Raw genomic sequence first — 18,780 nt, 5'->3', positions numbered from 1 at the left:
CCTTGGTTTTAGTAATATCATAAGTTAGATGCGCTTCTTTTATTTATTGTATTGCTTTTGTTATTTATCTTTAAATTAAGATTCTTTAAATTTATATTAATCCATTGCACCTCAATATGCAAGCTTTTATTTTAAAATTAAGATGTAAACCAAAAAGCAGGCCCCGATCACATCGGGAACCTGCTTTTATCGTTAGAAGAATTACGTTGCTTCACTTCGATACTTCGTTAATGCTGTAATTTCTTTTTAACACTGCTGCTTAAACCAATTTCATTCTTTTGGGAGGATTCACCAAATCTTTGTGCTCGTATTCATCCTTGATATCTCCGACAATCTCTTCAAGGATATCCTCCATCGTAACCATACCTACCGTAACACCTGCCTCGTTTTTCACGGTTGCAATGTGTACACGGCTTTGCTGCATCTGAATCAGCACGTCCTTGATCGGAGAACGCTCGGAGAAACTCGGCGTATTATGGACAAATGTCTCCATATTAAAGGCACGGCCTGCAGCCACACTTGTCAGCATTTCTTTGGTATTGATGAAACCAACAAAATGCGTCTGATCTCCATTTGCAATAACAGGATATCTCGTGTATTCATGTCGATTCAGCGTCTCAATGATCTGATCAAGCGGCATTTCTTTATTCAAGGTAACGATTTTGTCTCTTGGAATCATGATCTCCTGAAGCAAACGCTCATCAAAAGCAAAAATGTTCTTCAGATAGTCCAGCTCCGTCTGGTTGATCTCACCACTCTCATAGCTCTGTGCCATAATCAGCTTCAGTTCTTCTTCCGAGTGAACGGTATCATGCCCAGCAGGTTTTACACCAAATATGCCAAGCAACAGACGAGCAGCTCCATTCAGCGCGTAGATGAACGGATTCATGATTTTACCGAACCAGTACAGTGGTGGTGCCAGCAGCAGCGTCATTCTCTCTGCAAACTGAATCGCCAGTGTTTTCGGTGCCAATTCACCAATAACCACGTGCAGGAACGTAATAATCGCGAGAGCAATACCATAGGAAAGCACGGTAGACAACGCCGCTGGCACTTCCAAGCGCTCAAATAGCGGGTGCAGCATTTTCTCAACGGTAGGTTCACCCAAGGCTCCCAATACGAGCGCCGTAATGGTAATCCCCAATTGACATGCCGACAGATAATAATCCAGGTTGTGTGCCACTTTTTTGGCCAGTACTGCCTTTTTGTTACCTTCCGAGATCAGTTGATCGATTCGGGACATCCGTACTTTAAGAATTGCAAATTCGGCTCCAACGAAAAAGGCTGTCAGACCTATAAATACGGCTACTAAAAATAAATTCAAGGCTATTATTCCGTCCAATGATTTCCCTCAGGTTGAGGGATTCACCTCCAAGTAAAATTTATATTAAGGTTGCTCAGACCACTCCGATGACAGAATAACCTTCCGACCGCTGTTATCCCCAGATTTTTTTGATCCTTATATAAAAGGGGAAAATCCGGGGATAAAGGCGGACGCTTCGCTTCTTCAGTCTATTCTGTCCTCTCCGTTATCGCAAAAACATTTAAATTTTAAAAATTTCCGGGTAAGATCACGCCAGATCGCTTGCACCTTCCTCAACTTCAGCGCCGCTCACTCGTTCCAGAAGAACTTGCTTGATGTGATAATTTTCGGCATCGACAACGGTCCAGACATAATCACCGTGTTCTACCGTGTCGCCTTTTTCCACACCCACACCCTTCTGGTACTGAATCCATCCGGCTACGGTATCCATCTCTTCGTTTCCTTCAAAGCTAAGCCCAAACTGCCGCTCCACTTCATCCAAAAGGACCCGACCATTAATGAGATATTGATTCTCTCCGGTCTCCTGAATATCAGCCACCTCATCGGCATCGAATTCATCACGAATCTCACCGACCAGCTCCTCCAGAATATCCTCCATCGTAATGATTCCCGAAGTACCGCCGTATTCATCCACAACCACGGCCATGTGTACACGTTCCTGCTGCATTTTAATCATCGCATCCTGGATACGTGTAACTTCGGAAACGAATGGGATCTCACGAACGAACTCGCTCAGTTGATACGATCTTGCAGCAACCATATCCGGCAAAATCTTTTTCACATTCACGACGCCGATAATGCGGTCCTTGTCCCCATCCTCGATGACAGGGTAACGTGAATAGTTATGTTCATCCAATATAGGAATAATATCGTCATAGGTCATATCCTGATCTAATGTCACCAGTTCCGTACGTGGTACCATGATGTCTTTGGCATCACGTTCGTCGAATACAAATACATTTTCCAGATAAGAAAGCTTGGTCTTGTTGTTCTCGTCACCTTCATAACTCTGGTTCATGATGATCTTGATCTCGTCTTCCGAGTAGGCTTGATCATGTTCGGCAGGCTTCACACCGAATCCCCGCAGAATAACACGTGAGGCTCCATTAAGTGCCCAGATGAACGGATACATGATTTTACCAAACCAATATAAAGGCGGCGAGAGCAATAACGTCAGTTTTTCCGAAAACTGAATCGCCAATGTTTTGGGTGCCATCTCACCAACAACCACATGCAAGAATGTGACGAGGATAAAGGCAATTGCATATGAGGCAATGGATGAGATTGAAGCAGGCACATCTAAATAATTGAATACCGGGTATAACAATCTCTCAACCGTCGGTTTTCCGAGTGCTCCCAGTCCCAGAGCGGTGACTGTAATACCGAGCTGACAGGCTGACAGATAATAATCCAGGTCCGAGACAACTTTTTTGGCGAGTACGGCCTTTTTATTGCCCTCGGCAACCAGTTGATCCACTCTTGATGTACGAATTTTGACTACAGCGAACTCCGATGCTACGAAAAATGCAGTCAATGCAATCAAGATAATAAGTAAAGCGATATTCAATATGGTAATTATGTCCAATGATTTCCCCGATTCTCAGGGATTCACCTCCAGAGATAGTTACAGCGTGATCCGTTAACTGTGTTAACCATTCATCCGCTGTTAGTCTTTCAACACGACGTCTGCCTTATATAAAATCGATTTCAATGATAATTTTTGTATAAGTCTTACGTTTTGACCTTGTAAAATTACAAAACAGGAATTCAAGATGAAGTCAATGACTTGCAGAAACTTCTTCATTCAAATCGGGTTACCCCTCATGCTGTCAATTGTTCCTCGCTTAACTCCACCTAGATTCGCCATTTGGACAATTTACAATATCGCCTACCCAATAGATATCCACCTCCCCTCGTACTCATTCCTGTTTCCGAAAAGTATACCATGTTTCCCTCTCAACCATCCAGTTGCACGTTATGGTTTGGAACAAGGTTACAGTATAATGTTCACAAATTAGTCTCTATGTATGTTACGTACTTTATATAATATGAATAATATGGCCTTATAATGTGATATTGTTCACAAGTTTAGTATAGTCCGATTTCTAAAAATACTACCCTGTACCTCTGGGCATTAAACATCCTGAACATCCAGGTTTAATCCTGTTTCGTCTCTTTCCCCTATCTTTCACCTATGAACAAGTCCGATCGTTTACACAAGATACATCTATATACGAAGCAAAGAGCCCGCAGGATGCAAATACCTTTCCGGTACACATCTTTACGGACTCTTTGTTCATTCTATACCAGTGCTTTAGCAGCAATATCCGTCCGCTGATGTTTGCCATCGAACTGGATATGCTCCGCCTGTGCATAGGCTTTGTTTCTAGCTTCGGCAATATCAGCACCAAGGCCCACAACGCCCAGAATTCGTCCACCGTTGGTGACCCAGTCTCCTGCTTCATTACGCGATGTACCTGCGTGGAATACCACCGCATCATCCACATGATCCAGTCCTTCAATAACTACACCTTTGGCATAAGGACCCGGATATCCGCCTGAAGCAAGTACCACACATACAGCAGCTTCATCGCTCCATTCAATCTCAATGTCAGCCAGCTTGCCATGGACAGTTGCCCAGAAGATATCAAACAAATCACTCTTCAGACGCGGCAAAACAACCTGTGTTTCCGGATCACCGAAACGTGCGTTGAACTCAATCGTTTTGGGTTTACCATCGGGCGAGATCATCAATCCGGCAAACAATACACCCTGGAATGGACGTCCCTCGGACACCATTGCTTTAGCCGTTGGTTTGATGATCGTTTCCACAGCCTCCTCAATAATGGAAGCCGGGATATGTGGCAATGGTGAATATGTCCCCATACCGCCTGTGTTTGGCCCCTGATCATTATCGAACACGGGTTTGTGATCCTGTGCTGCGGCCATCGGACGAACCGTTTCCCCATCAACAAAGGCCAGAATGGACATTTCTTGACCTGCCAGGAATTCCTCGATGATCACTTTCGCTCCCGCTTCACCAAACACTTTATCCACCATGATGCTGCGAAGTGCCTGATCAGCCTCAGCACGGGAATAAGCTACCGTCACACCTTTGCCCGCTGCCAGTCCATCTGCCTTGATGACAACCGGAATGGTTTGTTCATTCAGGTATGCTTGAGCCTGTTCGTAGTTATCGAATTTCTCATAGGCTGCCGTTGGAATGTTGTATTTGTGCAGCAGATCCTTCATGAACGTTTTACTTCCCTCGATCTCTGCTGCATTGCGACGAGGTCCGAATACCGGAATACCAGTGGAGTCAAATGCATCCACGATCCCATCCGCCAGCGGATCATCCGGACCAATAACCACTAATCCTACTTGAAGCTCTACAGCAAGAGCCGTTAGTTGATCGAATTCATTCACCGCAATCGCATGACACTCAGCGAGCTGAGCAATACCTGCATTTCCCGGTGCACAGTGAATCTTGCCTACCTTTGGACTCTTCGCCAGCGCCCAGATGATTGCGTGCTCCCGGCCACCGCCGCCTACTACCAGAATATCCATTCGCTCTGTTCCCCCTCCGTGCATAACAGTATTTGTTACGCTACTGCGTATTGAACAACCTAAAAAATAGGGGGTGTACCATAAGTCATAAGTATGACTGGCGACACCCCTTATTTGAACCTTTTACGCTCTAGTGTTTGAAGTGACGAACGCCTGTGAAGACCATGGCAATTCCGTATTCATTGGCTACTTTGATGGATTCTTCATCTTTGATCGAACCGCCAGGTTGAATTACCGCTGTAATGCCGGCTTTTGCTGCCAGTTCCAGCGTATCCCCCATTGGGAAGAATGCATCTGATGCCAGAATAGCGCCTTTTGCTTGCTCGCCAGCTTGCTCAATCGCAATTTTGGCTGCACCCACACGATTCATTTGTCCAGCGCCCACACCTACTGTCATGTCATTCGAAGCTAGTACAATCGCGTTGGATTTCACGTGTTTAACTACTTTCCAGCCAAACAACAGCTGTTTCAGTTCTTCTTCCGATGGTGCACGATCCGTTACCACGTTCAGTTCGCTCGCTTCGATGGAATGTACATCGGACTGTTGTACGATCATACCACCGTCGATGGAAGTTACCACGAATTGGCTCTCCCGTTTACGAGCAGCGTTCAGTTCACCCGTTTTGAGCAAACGAATGTTTTTCTTCTTCGTCAGGATATCGAGTGCCTCTTGCGTAAAGTCAGGAGCAAGCACGATTTCCAGGAAAATCTCGCTCAATTTGCCCGCTGTATCGCTATCTATAATGCGGTTGGCTGCCACAATTCCACCAAAGATGGACGTTGGATCTGCAGCATATGCCTTGCTGTAAGCTTCATAGATACTTGCGCCAATGCCTACGCCGCATGGGTTCATATGTTTAACCGCGACAACCGCAGGCTCTTCAAATTCTTTTACAATCTGCAATGCTGCGTTTGCATCGTTGATGTTATTGTAAGACAACTCTTTGCCATGCAATTGCTCGGCTGTTGTCAACGTATCTTGAGCAGCCAGCGGTTTGCGGTAGAATGCCGCCTGCTGGTGTGGATTTTCGCCGTAACGCAAATCCTGGAGTTTTTCGTAAGTAACCGTCAGACGCTCTGGCAGTGGATCACCATTCAGGTTGGAGAGATAGTCAGAAATAACTGCATCGTAAGCCGCTGTATGGCGGAACACTTTTGCCGCAAGCCGTTTGCGTGTTTCGAGAGTGGTATCTCCATTGCTGCGAACTTCTTCAAGCACCTGCCCATAATCTGCTGTGTCAACAACGACACTAACAAAAGCATGGTTTTTGGCAGCAGAACGAAGCATGGTAGGACCACCGATATCAATGTTCTCGATCGCGTCTTCGTATGTTACGTCCGGCTTGGCGATAGTATCTTGGAAGGGATACAGGTTCACGACAACGAGGTCGATATAATCCAGTCCGTTCTCTTCCATCTGGCGCTTATGCTCTTCGCTGTCACGAACAGCCAGCAACCCACCATGTACTGCCGGATGCAATGTTTTGACACGTCCGTCCATAATTTCCGGGAATCCGGTCACATCCGAAATTCCGATGACAGGTACGCCTTCCTTCGACAATAGGCTGCTTGTACCTCCTGTCGAAATAATCTCCACACCCATTTGTGACAGCTCGCGGCAAAAGTCCACGATGCCTGTTTTATCCCATACGCTGACCAGCGCTCTTTTGATACTCACAATATGCTCCTCCTTTAATGTCCCATGGCTTCGCGTTTCCTGACGAAACACAGCCGATTTATTTCCCGAGAAATATCACAAAATGCGTACCAATTTTCGACTTCTGTTATATAAGCGGAACTAAGATGTTTACACGGGACACTCCGATGACAGAACAACCTTCTAATCGCTGTTATCCCCAGATTTTTTGATTCCCTTTTCTTAAAGGGAAAATCCGGTGATAAGCCTATGCTTCCGAAGCAGCTTTCTTTCAGAAAGCTCTTAGGCGAACGCTTCGCTTTTTCAGGTTTTTTCTGTCCTCTCCGTTAATGTGTAAAAAAATTTCAACTTATATCAAACCGGTTTGTTAACAGTGACGTGACGCCCATCCAATTGAACCAGCCCTTGAGCGAACCAAGATACCACTTCAGGATATAGCTGCTGTTCGGCTGCATGAATGGCTTTGCTGATCGTTTCAGGCGTATCCTCTGGCAGAATGGGAACCGGATGCTGGGCAATAATCGGGCCAGTATCCATACCTCCATCTACGAAATGCACAGTCACACCAGTCACTTTCACACCATACTCAAGTGCTTGTCCAATCGCATCCTTGCCTGCAAACGCCGGCAGTAAGGACGGATGAATGTTAATCAACCGCCCTGCGTAACGATCCACCACAACCGAAGTCAACAATCTCATATATCCGGCAAGAACGACCAAGTCGATCTCTTTGGATTCTAGCACTTCCACGATCTCAGCCTCATAGGCTTCACGGGAAGCATAATTTTTCGGAGTAAACAGATGACAATCCACGCCTGCATCCTGTGCCCGCTGCACAACACGTGCAGACGGTTTATCACACACGAGCAGATCTACGGATGCATTCAGCCCACCGTTCCGTACTGCATCGACCAATGACTGAAAGTTAGTCCCTTCACCCGAGGCAAATACAGCTATGCGGTAGTTCGCCATTAAACATCCGCTCCCGTGAAGGTTACTCGCGCGTCTCCTTCAGTAACACGTCCAATGATGTACGCTTCTTCACCAGATGCTTTCAGTTGTTGCAGTGCTTCCGTTGCATCTGCTTCATTAACGACCAGTACAAGCCCAACACCCATGTTAAAGGTGGTGAACATGTCACGGTTCGAGACAGATCCTTTTTCCTGTAACAGGTTGAAAATCGGCAGGATCGGCCAAGAGCCGTAGTTAATATCCACATTCACGTTGCTCGGCAACATACGTGGGATATTCTCGATGAAGCCACCACCTGTAATGTGTGCCATGCCTTTTACTTTTACCTTTTCCAGCAGGGACAACAGGGGTTTAACATAGATCTTCGTAGGTTCCAGCAGGGAATCCCCCAGCTTACCGCCCAGTTCCGCTACTTCATCATGCAGATCAAGTCCCGCATCTTCCAACAAAAGTCTGCGTACCAGCGAGAATCCGTTACTGTGTACACCGCTAGAGGCCAATCCAATCACAGTGTCGCCAGGGGCGATGGTTGTGCCGTTGATGATCTTCGCTTTGTCCACGATACCTACCGTGAATCCGGCAATATCGTATTCGCCTTCACTGTACATGCCCGGCATCTCTGCCGTCTCGCCACCAATCAGCGCACAACCCGATTGATGACAGCCTTCAGCGATACCCGCAACAATAGCTTCGATCTTCTCAGGAATAACTTTGTCACATGCCAGATAGTCGAGGAAGAAGAGTGGTTCTGCACCCTGTACCACAATGTCGTTCACACACATGGCTACCGCGTCGATTCCGATGGTATCGTGACGATCCATCGCAAATGCAATCTTCAGCTTGGTGCCTACGCCATCCGTACCGGATACAAGCACTGGCTCATCGTATTTATCTTTGTTCAAACCGAACAGGGCACCGAATCCACCCAGATCTGTCATCACTTCCGGACGGAAGGTACGCTTCACGTGTTTTTTCATCCGTTCAACCGCTTCATTACCTGCCGCGATATCGACGCCGGCCTTTTTATATGCTTCGGACACAACCATCACACCCTTCATATCTTATAAAAATTGAACCAGCGTATTAACACGTACCCCTTCGATGACTGGACAACCTTTCGATTGCCGTTATCTCCAGATTTTATCGTGTCAATGTTAAGTCCAACCTACCTATCCTTGCTCCATCTCTAACAGATGGTTTTGTACCAATTCAAATCCGGCTACGCCGAGCGTATTAAACTGACTATACTCTTCTATCGGGAGGTTACGAATGTACTCATCACCGCAGTATAAATGTCCGGCACACTGAAACACTTTCAGCTTTTCCTTTTCGGGCGTCAAAGGTGTGTTACCCACGATCCTCCACGACCCGTTTCGGATATTGGCCGGAGAAGTAAATATGATGTTGGTTCTACGCTTTCCAAAGGAATAGAAGAGAAAATGGCCATCTTCCAAACTTACGGTTTCGTCACGCTGAATGCTCATCACGCCGAACGAAAATGCCTTTTTGAAACGGCCTTTAAGTGCGCATACCACCTGGCATACCGCAAATCGGCCATCCTTCATCGGAATCAGGAACACGTCACCTTCGTTATAACTCTTTCTCATCTGCATGGATTAACAGCTGCAGCCGAATTTTTCTTCGCCGCCAAAGTCGAGGCGGGTTGGGTAATCATTATCAAAACATGCGAGGCAAAGCCCGCCCTTGGGATCATCCTGATTATCTCCCTGAATGGATGCAATCAGTCCATCCGGACTGAGGAATGACAGGGAATCCGCATTAATTTCACGGCAGATCTCTTCCACCGACAGCTGTGAAGCGATCAATTCGCGGCTGTCCGGTGTATCGATGCCATAGAAACAAGGGTTTTTGAAAGGTGGCGATGTAATGCGTACATGAACTTCCGTTGCTCCTGCATCACGCAGCATGTTCACGATCCGACGGGAGGTCGTTCCCCGTACAATCGAGTCGTCAATCATGACCACACGTTTGCCTTCGACAACACGACGCACAGCGCTCAGCTTCATCTTCACGCCCTGCTCCCGCAATTCCTGGCTTGGTTGGATAAACGTACGTCCGGTGTATTTGTTCTTGATCATACCCATCTCATACGGAATACCCGTTTGCTCCGCATAACCAATGGCCGCTGAGATACTGGAATCTGGTACCCCCGTAACCAAGTCCGCATCTACAAACGACTCAATCGCCATCCGGCTTCCCATCCGTTTACGGGCAGCATGTTGGTTCGCACCGTTCATATCACTATCTGGACGAGCAAAATATATATATTCCATCGCGCATAAAGCCTTCCGGTGCTTGTGATGATCAAAGCGATCTTCGTGCAGACCATCTGCATCCAGCACAAGCAGTTCACCGGGTTCAATATCACGAATTAACTCTGCGCCGATTGTTTCCAGTGCACAAGTCTCGGATGCAAACAGATACGCATCTCCCAGCTTACCCATCGTCAGCGGACGTAGTCCGTGTGGATCGGAAGCCACGAGCAACTTGTCGTTGGTCATGATCAGAAACGCATAACCGCCGACAATGCGCTGGAATGCCTCTTTTGCTGCTTCCACAAGCCCTTTGGAGGAACGTGCAATCAGATGCGCAATAACCTCGGTATCACTTGTTGTTTGGAAAATGGAACCGCTCTGCTCCAGCTCACGCCGGATCGTTGGTGCATTTACAATGTTACCGTTAGTCGCTACTGCCAGATCGCCATCACGGTATTTGAATACCAATGGCTGTGCGTTCGTCAGTTTACTGTCACCGCTTGTTGAATACCGGACATGTCCAATGGAAATATCCCCGGTTAACGTCTGCATCAGATCTTTGGTGAATACTTCTTTCACCAGACCCATGCCGCGATGATAGTTAAACTGGCTGCCATCACTCACACACATGCCCGCACTTTCTTCTCCCCGATGTTGTAGCGCATGCAGTCCATAATAGGAGAGTGAAGCCGCGTCAGGATGTCTGAACACCCCGAACACGCCGCATTCTTCCTTCAATTTGTCGAGTCCTTCCTTGCCGGACCCTTCATTATAATAATCGCCTGTCCACAACGGTCCTGTCATCAGTTCATGAGACATGGAATCGCATCCTCCCAGACCTGAGCCAAACCTCCTACAGGTTCGCTCACGGCTGATGTTCCGTTCAGTTCAATCGTCAGGTTACTTCCTTCTACACGTCCAATCACAGCTACAGGTACACCGCGCTCACGTACAAATGCTTCAAGTTTACCCGCTTGCTCTGGCGTAGCCGACAACAAGATACGGGATTGGCTCTCACTGAACAGGGCGTGATCTGCACGCAGTGCAGTCTCCACATTCACCTGTGCGCCTACATTACCGCTGATACATGATTCTGCAAGTGCTACAGCCAGGCCACCTTCAGACAAGTCATGCGCCGAGCGAACGAGACCGGATTGAATAGCTTCAAGCACCGTGCTAAGCAACGCTTTTTCTGTTTGCAAGTTCAGTTCTGGCGGACGGCCTTCCGTCTGACCATGAACGGCGTATTGCAGCTCGCTGCCGCCGAGTTCAGCTTTGGTTTCACCGAGGAGAATGATGACATCTCCTTCGGATTTGAATGCTTGTGTCGTGATATGATCCGTATCATGAACCAGACCTACCATACCGACCACTGGCGTTGGATAGATGGAGCCTTTGGCGTTTTCATTGTACAGACTTACGTTACCACCGATGACCGGCGTATCCAGCACACGGCAAGCTTCTGCCATACCATCTACCGCTTTCTCCATTTGCCAGAAAATATCCGGCTTCTCCGGGTTACCAAAGTTGAGGTTATCCGTAATTGCCAGCGGCTCTGCACCAGAACATACAATGTTACGCGCAGCTTCACTAACCGCAATTCTTCCACCAACTTCAGGATCAAGGTATACATAACGTCCATTACAGTCCGTTGTCATCGCAAGACCTTTGCGTGTTCCACGAATGGTAACTACGGCTGCATCCGAACCTGGACGAACGGCAGTGCTTGTACGCACCATGTAATCATATTGATCATACACCCATTTCTTACTTGCAACCGTTGGTGAAGCCAGTACTTGTTTCAGCGCTCCGCCGAGATCCGACACTTCGTCGTAACGAAGCGTGTCGATGGAAGCACTTTGCTCATAGTACGCAGGTACAGAAGATGGTTTGTCATACACTGGGCACTCGTCAACTAGTGCTGTTACTGGCATGTCTCCAACTACTTCACCGTGGTGGATCAGTTTCAGACGACCGTCATCCGTTACTTTACCAACTTTGGCACAGATTACGCCCCAACGTTCAAAGATTTCCATCGCCTGCGCCTCATCCTTGGGCTCAACGACGAACAACATACGCTCCTGAGACTCGGACAGCATCATCTCATAAGGTGTCATGCCTTCTTCACGTTGTGGCACCTGATCCAGATACAATTCCAGACCGTTACCCGCTTTACTTGCCATCTCTGCACTTGAACATGTCAGACCCGCAGCGCCCATATCCTGAATTCCGAGCACGATGCCCGTGTCGATCAATTCCAGACAGGATTCCATGACCAGTTTCTCCATGAACGGATCACCAACCTGAACCGCTGTCCGTTGGGACTCGGATTCTTCTGTCAGCTCAACGGATGCAAACGTTGCACCGTGGATACCGTCACGACCTGTTGGTGGGCCAACGTAGTACACCGGGTTACCTACACCTTTGGCTACACCGCGCTGAATCTTGTCATGATCAATCAGACCCACACACATGGCGTTAACCAGCGGATTGCCTTCGTAGCTCTCGTCAAACATCACTTCACCTGCAACGGTAGGAATACCGATACAGTTACCATATCCCGCAATACCGGCTACGACATGCTCAAACAAATATTTAACACGATCGCTCTCCAACTTGCCGAAACGAAGAGAGTTCAGCAATGCAACCGGTCTAGCTCCCATGGAGAAAATATCACGGATAATGCCACCAACGCCTGTTGCCGCGCCTTGATAAGGCTCTACCGCGGAAGGGTGGTTATGGCTTTCAATTTTGAAAACAACGGCTTGGTTGTCACCGATATCCACGATTCCGGCACCTTCACCAGGTCCCATCAGGACACGTGGTCCACTTGTCGGGAAACGACGCAAGAGCGGCTTGGAGTTTTTGTATGCGCAGTGCTCAGACCACATGACACTGAACACACCAATTTCCGTGTAGTTTGGCTTGCGGCCCATGAACTCACAGATCAGCTCATACTCGCTGTCAGACACGCCCATCTGTGCGTAAAGTTTATGTTCTGCGACCTGTTCTGCTGTTGGTTCCTTAGCGGATAGCTGCTGCGTCATGCCGATCCCTCCATGCTTTCAAAATAGATGTAAACATACGTTTGCCGTCTTCCGAACCTAGCAGTGAATCCACTGCACGCTCTGGATGCGGCATCATGCCGACTACGTTTCCACCCTCGTTGCAGATTCCCGCGATATCACCCAGGGAACCATTCGGGTTGGTACCATACGTAAATACGATCTGGTTGTTCGCTTGCAGACTCGCGAGCGTCTCCTCGTCGCAATAATAGTTACCTTCACCGTGAGCAATTGGGATGACAATCTCTTCGCCCGGTGCATAGTCACGTGTAAATGGTGTATCTGCATTCGCCACTTTCAATACCGTATCGTGACAACGGAATTTCAGAGATGTGTTACGGATCAATGCCCCAGGGAGCAAGCCTGCTTCCGTCAGAATCTGGAATCCGTTGCAAATGCCCAAAATATATTTACCTTGTTCAGCAGCTTTCGCTACCTCGTTCATTACCGGTGCAAAGCGAGAAATCGCTCCACAACGCAGGTAGTCCCCGTAAGAAAAACCACCCGGAACCAAAATACAATCATAAGCCGAAAGATCTGTAGCCGTGTGCCATACATAATCAACCTCTTGTCCAATCGCATCTTCCACTGCCTTGTAACAGTCGATGTCGCAGTTGGAGCCAGGGAACACAAGAACTGCAAATTTCATGAGATTAACCCTCCAATTCGTAGCGGTAATCTTCAACAACGGTGTTGGCCAGCAGCTTTTCACACATGACTTTCAAACGTTTCTCCGCTTCCGCACGATCTGTTGTATCCAGGTTGAGTTCCATGACTTTACCGATCCGTACACTTTCCACTTCGTTGAATCCCATGGAATGCAGGGCTCCTTGAACAGCTACGCCTTGCGGGTCGAGTACGCTTTGCTTAATAGTGACATATACGGTTGCTTTGATCATGATCCTTATGTTCCTCCTCAGTAATGAACGGGATAAATGCTTTACGCTGTTAAAAATGGGGTGTGGAGCTTGCTCCGGGGCGGATTGTTCTTCCGGTCGCTTGTTGTCCCCAGGTTTTTTTTGATTGTTTTGGCCCGCTGTGCGGTCAAAACCCGGGGACAAAGGCGAACGCTATCGCTCCTTTAAGAACAATTCCGCCCCTACGCTAGTCCATGCGACGTTTTTTAAAGGCCTAAACCTTTTACGTTGTACGGTGTGTAATTGTCTAGTGCTTGCTCCCAGGCGGATTGTTCTTTCCGGTCGCTTGTTATCCCCAGGTTTTTGGATTGTTTTGGCCCGCTTTGCGGTCAAAACCCGGGGACAAAGGCGAACGCTATCGCTCCTTTAAGAACAATTCCGCCCCTACGCTAGTCCATGCGACGTTTTTTAAAGGCCTAAACCTTTTACGTTGTACGGTGTGTAATGGTCAAACCAGACCATTCGTGAAAACAATTTAATTTATTGTGCCGTTAGACGGTTATAAATATCGACGTATCTGGCGGTTGTTGCTTCAACTACGGCTTGCGGGAGTGGATCCGGTTTGCTGTTCTTGTCCCAATCCGTTCCAGCAAGATAGGTGCGCACTGGCTCTTTATCCATGCTATCGATCTCGATGTCGAGTTCATAATTCTCTTTGGCCCAGAAGCGTGAAGCATCTGGGGTGAAGATTTCATCAATCAGGATGACCTTGCCATCCACGATGCCGAACTCGAATTTGCAGTCTGCCAGAATGATGCCACGCTGATCACAGTAATCACGAGCGAATTCGTACAGGCGCAGGCTTTTTTCCTGAAGCTCCATTGCAAGTCCGTCGCCCACCAGTTCTTTCATGCGATCCATCGAAATGTCCTCGTCATGCCCTACATCATTTTTGGCTGCCGGGGTGAAAATGGGAACTTCGAGTTTGGCGTTCTTGCGCAGCCCTTCAGGCAGTTTAATGCCATTCACTTCACCGCTCGTCTCGTATTGTCTCCATCCACCACCAGTGATGTATCCACGCACGACACATTCAATATCAATGCGTTCTGCTTTGCGGGTTACCATGATGCGGTCTTTGAGCAATTCTGGGTCTGTGACCAGATCACCCAATTTGTTCACATCGGTATGAATCACGTGATTCTCCATCATGCTGCCTGTCAGTTCAAACCAGAAACTGCTGAGCTTGTTCAGTACGTTTCCTTTCTCGGGAACTGCCGGGTCCAGCACATAATCAAATGCCGAGATTCGGTCGGTAACCACGATCAGAAAATGTTCACCCAGATCGTACAATTCACGTACTTTTCCTTTATATAACAGAGGTGCTTTAACGAGATCTGCCGCAGTGGACAGTGCCATGGGTTCACCTTCTTTCAGGAGATGTAAAGTATACGTCCAATTCCCCTCATCACGCGGGGCCACTCCGAATACAGAACAACCTTCCGATCGCTGTTATCCCCGGATTTTTCTGATCCCCTTTCTCAAGGGGAAAATCCTGTGATAAAGGCGAGCGCTTTGCTTCTTCAGGTTTTTTCTGCCTTCTCCGTTCCAGCGTGAACACATAATTAACCTATACTTTTAGGGAGTAGACTAATTCAAAGCCTTAATATATTAGTCGTTCAAACCTAGCTTTTTGAAGATCGTATCGACGTGCTTCAGGTGCCATGACGGGTTGAACGCATCTGCGATTTCCTCTTCGTTCAGTACTTCGGTGATTTCCGGGGTGGATTTCACGATATCCTGGAACTGACGTTGTTCTTCCCATGCTTGCATCGCACGTGGTTGAACGGTATCGTATGCTTGCTCACGGCTGAAGCCTTTGTCGATCAGCTTCGTCATTACACGGCCAGAGAATGGCACACCGAAGGTGCGCTCCATGTTGCGTTTCATGTTCTCAGGGAATACCGTCAGGTTCTTCACGATGTTACCAAAACGGTTCAACATGTAGTTCAGCAACATCGTTGCATCCGGCAGAATGATACGTTCTACAGAAGAGTGCGAGATGTCGCGTTCATGCCAGAGCGTTACGTTCTCATATGCCGATACCATATGTCCGCGAATGACGCGGGACAAGCCAGAGATGTTTTCACTACCGATCGGATTACGCTTGTGCGGCATCGCGGAAGATCCTTTTTGACCTTTAGCAAAAGCTTCTTCCACTTCACGGAATTCACTCTTCTGCAGTGCACGTACCTCTGTTGCGAACTTGTCCAGGGACGTTGCGATCAATGCCAGTGTAGCCATATACTCCGCGTGACGGTCACGTTGCAGTGTTTGAGTGGAGATTGGCGCCGGTTTCGTACCCAACTTCTCGCAGACAAACTCTTCAACAAATGGATCGATGTTCGCGTACGTTCCTACTGCGCCTGAGATTTTGCCGTATTGTACGTTGTCTGCTGCATGACGGAAACGCTCCAGGTTCCGTTTCATCTCTTCATGCCACAACGCCATTTTCAGTCCAAATGTTGTTGGCTCTGCATGTACCCCGTGCGTACGTCCCATCATTGGTGTGTGCTGATAAGTCAGTGCTTTTTCACGAAGAATTTCAATGAAATTCACGATATCCTTCTCCAGAATCTCATTCGCTTGACGCAGTACATAACCCAAAGCCGTATCCACGACATCTGTGGAAGTCAGTCCGTAGTGCACCCATTTCCGCTCCGCACCCAGACTTTCAGATACCGTACGTGTAAATGCGATTACGTCATGACGTGTTTCCTTTTCAATCTCATAGATGCGGTCGATGTCAAAAGATGCGTTCTGACGAAGCAATGCTGCTTCTTCCTTAGGGATTACACCCAGTTCGGCCCACGCCTCACATGCACATATTTCAACTTCCAGCCACGATTGGAATTTGTTCTCTTCGGTCCAGATGGCTCTCATTTCGGGTCTGCTATAACGTTCAATCATGAATTTGTATTCCTCCAGAGGTTAGTTTGTTCAATCCATTGCAATCCTTCTTCAACATCCTGACAAAGCAGATTCACATGCCCCATCTTACGTCCTGTTTTCGCTTCGGTTTTACCATATATGTGAAGCTTGGGAATCACACCGAGTTCTATCGCTTCTGCATCAGGTTGCCCTGTTCTGGCGATGATGCCTTCCAGATGTTCTCCAAGCACATTGACCATGACGACCGGGCTCAATAACGAAGTGTCCCCAAGTGGTAATCCGCAGATCGCACGGATATGTTGTTCGAACTGAGAAGTGGCACAAGCTTCCATCGTATAGTGACCGGAATTATGTGGTCTTGGCGCCAGTTCGTTGACATACAGTCTTCCATCCGCCGCCACAAACAGTTCCACTGCCAGCAGCCCGACAGCCTTCATCGATTCAGCTACCGCTGCTGCCAGCTTTTGCGCTTCAATCTGGATGTCTGCAGCAACTCTAGCCGGTACAATGGAAGCATGCAAAATGTTATTCACATGAATGTTCTCCGCTGGCGGGAACGTTTTGATCTCTCCATTGGTACTGCGCGCTACGACGACCGAAATCTCGCATTCAAACTTGATGAATTGTTCCAGCACCAGTTCCGCACCTGTAGCTGCGAGCTCTTCATACGCAGCCACAGCCTCCTTCGCCTCTCGGATTACGCGCTGGCCTTTGCCATCGTAACCTCCAGTCACCGTCTTCAGTACACAAGGCACGCCAAGTTCACTTACAGCAGCAAGCATCGTATCCGCACTAGTGATCTCACGATAAGGCGCAACTCTTACTCCAGCGGCTTCAATTGCACGTTTTTCACGTAATCGATGTTGTGTGGTGTACAGCAACGCACTTCCTTGCGGAACGTAGGACTCACGCTCGAGCAGTCCAGCGACTTCTGCATCCACATTTTCGAATTCATACGTAATAACATCACATTGCCGAGCCAGTTCAAGCGCAGCTTTGGCATCGTCATATCCCGCTTCAATCTGACGAGCAACTTGACCACAAGGCGCATCCGAAGCGGGATCAAGGGTAACAAATCGATACCCCATTGCCGTTCCTGCGAGCGTCATCATACGTCCCAGCTGTCCGCCTCCAAGAATGCCGATAGTTGTTTTCCCCGGTAGCAGGACATTTTTCAGTTCTCCTGCTATGCCGGATTGGTTGGCGGCTCTACTCATAGTTCTTCACTGCTTTCGAGTACTTCTTGTTTGATGCGCTCTCTTCGAGCTTCAGAGCGACGTTGGACATCCGGGTCAAAAGCACCGATCATTTGAGCTGCCAGCAATCCTGCATTCGTTGCCCCTGCCTTCCCAATCGCTACAGTTGCGACGGGAATACCACCTGGCATCTGAACAATGGACAACAAGGAATCGAGACCGTTCAATGCTTTGGATTGAACCGGTACGCCAATGACTGGAAGCATCGTTTTGGCTGCAACCATACCGGGTAGATGTGCTGCCCCGCCTGCGCCTGCAATGATCACCTTGAATCCTCGATCAATTGCTTGCTCTGCGTATTCGAACATCAAATCCGGTGTACGATGGGCGGAGACCACTTTTTTCTCATATCCAATTTCCAGTTCGTCCAACACCTCGCACGCATGTTTCATCGTTTCCCAATCCGACTTACTGCCCATAATTACAGCGACTTGCAGTGACATGAATACATCCAACTCCCGTCTGAGCTTTTTTGATTACATCTGACCAATAAGAAACTCCTATTACATGTGAAATGAAAAAATCCGCTACCCGCGAAAACATCACATTTTCTTCGGACACCGGACTCCAAGAAATACGTATCCCTCATTTGGGCATGCCAAAAGGGGGCTTGCTGTCCGCATCTGGTTGCATGCGACTCTCAGCCGTATCTCCTCGTAGTCCGGAAATTTACGGTTCCCGGGTAGATACTTCCGGGCCCTATTCCCGGCGTTATACGAGCAAATATCTATCAAACTATCTTCGTTCATTTTTGTAATCTCTTATTACACATTTCGTTCCTACTCGACCTTATTCTTACCTGATCGACACATCTAACATTTTAACAATCCCCTACAGCTAATGTCAACTTAAAGACG

15 protein-coding genes and 1 riboswitch are annotated in these 18,780 nt (G+C 47.9%); all 15 genes read right to left on the bottom strand.

Features of this window, described 5'->3' with window-relative positions; all coding sequences use genetic code 11:
- Nucleotides 1-259: 259 nt before the first annotated feature.
- A complete protein-coding gene (locus tag MKY85_RS03735; RefSeq protein WP_342571809.1) occupies nucleotides 260-1,342 on the bottom strand; it encodes a hemolysin family protein in 1,083 nt (360 codons plus the stop codon).
- Nucleotides 1,343-1,571: 229 nt separating this feature from the next.
- Entirely contained in the window at nucleotides 1,572-2,909 is a 1,338-nt protein-coding gene (locus MKY85_RS03730; RefSeq protein WP_342571808.1) for a hemolysin family protein, read from the bottom strand.
- A gap of 716 nt (nucleotides 2,910-3,625) precedes the next feature.
- Nucleotides 3,626-4,891 (bottom strand): phosphoribosylamine--glycine ligase, encoded by a 1,266-nt coding sequence (gene purD, locus MKY85_RS03725; RefSeq protein WP_339239488.1) that lies wholly within the window; start codon nucleotides 4,889-4,891, stop codon nucleotides 3,626-3,628.
- A 130-nt stretch (nucleotides 4,892-5,021) separates the two neighbouring features.
- The gene (gene purH, locus MKY85_RS03720) at nucleotides 5,022-6,569 is read right to left on the bottom strand and encodes a bifunctional phosphoribosylaminoimidazolecarboxamide formyltransferase/IMP cyclohydrolase (protein WP_339239487.1); all 1,548 of its coding nucleotides are present in this window, start codon (nucleotides 6,567-6,569) and stop codon (nucleotides 5,022-5,024) included.
- A gap of 333 nt (nucleotides 6,570-6,902) precedes the next feature.
- Nucleotides 6,903-7,520 (bottom strand): phosphoribosylglycinamide formyltransferase, encoded by a 618-nt coding sequence (gene purN / locus MKY85_RS03715; RefSeq protein ID WP_339258778.1) that lies wholly within the window; start codon nucleotides 7,518-7,520, stop codon nucleotides 6,903-6,905.
- Nucleotides 7,520-8,560 (bottom strand): phosphoribosylformylglycinamidine cyclo-ligase, encoded by a 1,041-nt coding sequence (gene purM / locus MKY85_RS03710; protein ID WP_105602187.1) that lies wholly within the window; start codon nucleotides 8,558-8,560, stop codon nucleotides 7,520-7,522. The genes purN and purM overlap by 1 nt, the downstream gene beginning before the upstream one ends.
- 129 nt (nucleotides 8,561-8,689) lie before the next feature.
- Entirely contained in the window at nucleotides 8,690-9,133 is a 444-nt protein-coding gene (locus tag MKY85_RS03705) for an immunity 26/phosphotriesterase HocA family protein (RefSeq protein ID WP_342571807.1), read from the bottom strand.
- A gap of 3 nt (nucleotides 9,134-9,136) precedes the next feature.
- The gene (gene purF, locus MKY85_RS03700) at nucleotides 9,137-10,615 is read right to left on the bottom strand and encodes an amidophosphoribosyltransferase (protein ID WP_339239482.1); all 1,479 of its coding nucleotides are present in this window, start codon (nucleotides 10,613-10,615) and stop codon (nucleotides 9,137-9,139) included.
- Entirely contained in the window at nucleotides 10,600-12,843 is a 2,244-nt protein-coding gene (purL, locus tag MKY85_RS03695) for a phosphoribosylformylglycinamidine synthase subunit PurL (protein WP_339304177.1), read from the bottom strand. The genes purF and purL overlap by 16 nt, the downstream gene beginning before the upstream one ends.
- The gene (purQ, locus tag MKY85_RS03690; protein WP_342571806.1) at nucleotides 12,821-13,510 is read right to left on the bottom strand and encodes a phosphoribosylformylglycinamidine synthase subunit PurQ; all 690 of its coding nucleotides are present in this window, start codon (nucleotides 13,508-13,510) and stop codon (nucleotides 12,821-12,823) included. The genes purL and purQ overlap by 23 nt, the downstream gene beginning before the upstream one ends.
- A 4-nt stretch (nucleotides 13,511-13,514) precedes the next feature.
- Nucleotides 13,515-13,760, bottom strand: a complete 246-nt coding sequence (gene purS, locus MKY85_RS03685) for a phosphoribosylformylglycinamidine synthase subunit PurS (protein WP_017690695.1) — start codon at nucleotides 13,758-13,760, stop codon at nucleotides 13,515-13,517.
- 498 nt (nucleotides 13,761-14,258) lie between these two features.
- Nucleotides 14,259-15,134, bottom strand: coding sequence for a phosphoribosylaminoimidazolesuccinocarboxamide synthase (locus tag MKY85_RS03680; protein ID WP_342571805.1), 876 nt, complete (start codon nucleotides 15,132-15,134; stop codon nucleotides 14,259-14,261).
- A 252-nt stretch (nucleotides 15,135-15,386) separates the two neighbouring features.
- On the bottom strand, nucleotides 15,387-16,685 hold the full coding sequence (gene purB, locus MKY85_RS03675; RefSeq protein WP_339239480.1) for an adenylosuccinate lyase: 1,299 nt from the start codon (nucleotides 16,683-16,685) through the stop codon (nucleotides 15,387-15,389).
- Nucleotides 16,682-17,884 carry a 5-(carboxyamino)imidazole ribonucleotide synthase gene (gene purK, locus MKY85_RS03670; RefSeq protein WP_342571804.1) on the bottom strand — a complete coding sequence of 401 codons (1,203 nt, stop codon included), beginning with the start codon at nucleotides 17,882-17,884 and terminating at the stop codon, nucleotides 16,682-16,684. The genes purB and purK overlap by 4 nt, the downstream gene beginning before the upstream one ends.
- Entirely contained in the window at nucleotides 17,881-18,366 is a 486-nt protein-coding gene (purE, locus tag MKY85_RS03665; protein ID WP_017690699.1) for a 5-(carboxyamino)imidazole ribonucleotide mutase, read from the bottom strand. Before purE ends, purK begins: the two co-directional genes overlap by 4 nt.
- Nucleotides 18,367-18,560: 194 nt before the next feature.
- Nucleotides 18,561-18,662: riboswitch (purine riboswitch) on the bottom strand.
- Between the last annotated feature and the right edge of the window lie 118 nt (nucleotides 18,663-18,780).

Origin of the sequence: Paenibacillus sp. FSL R5-0749, from assembly GCF_038595085.1 — a bacterium.
In the GTDB taxonomy this organism is placed as follows: Bacteria; Bacillota; Bacilli; order Paenibacillales; family Paenibacillaceae; genus Paenibacillus.
Note: the sequence above shows the minus strand (reverse complement) of the source record. Positions and strands in the feature narration are given on the sequence as shown.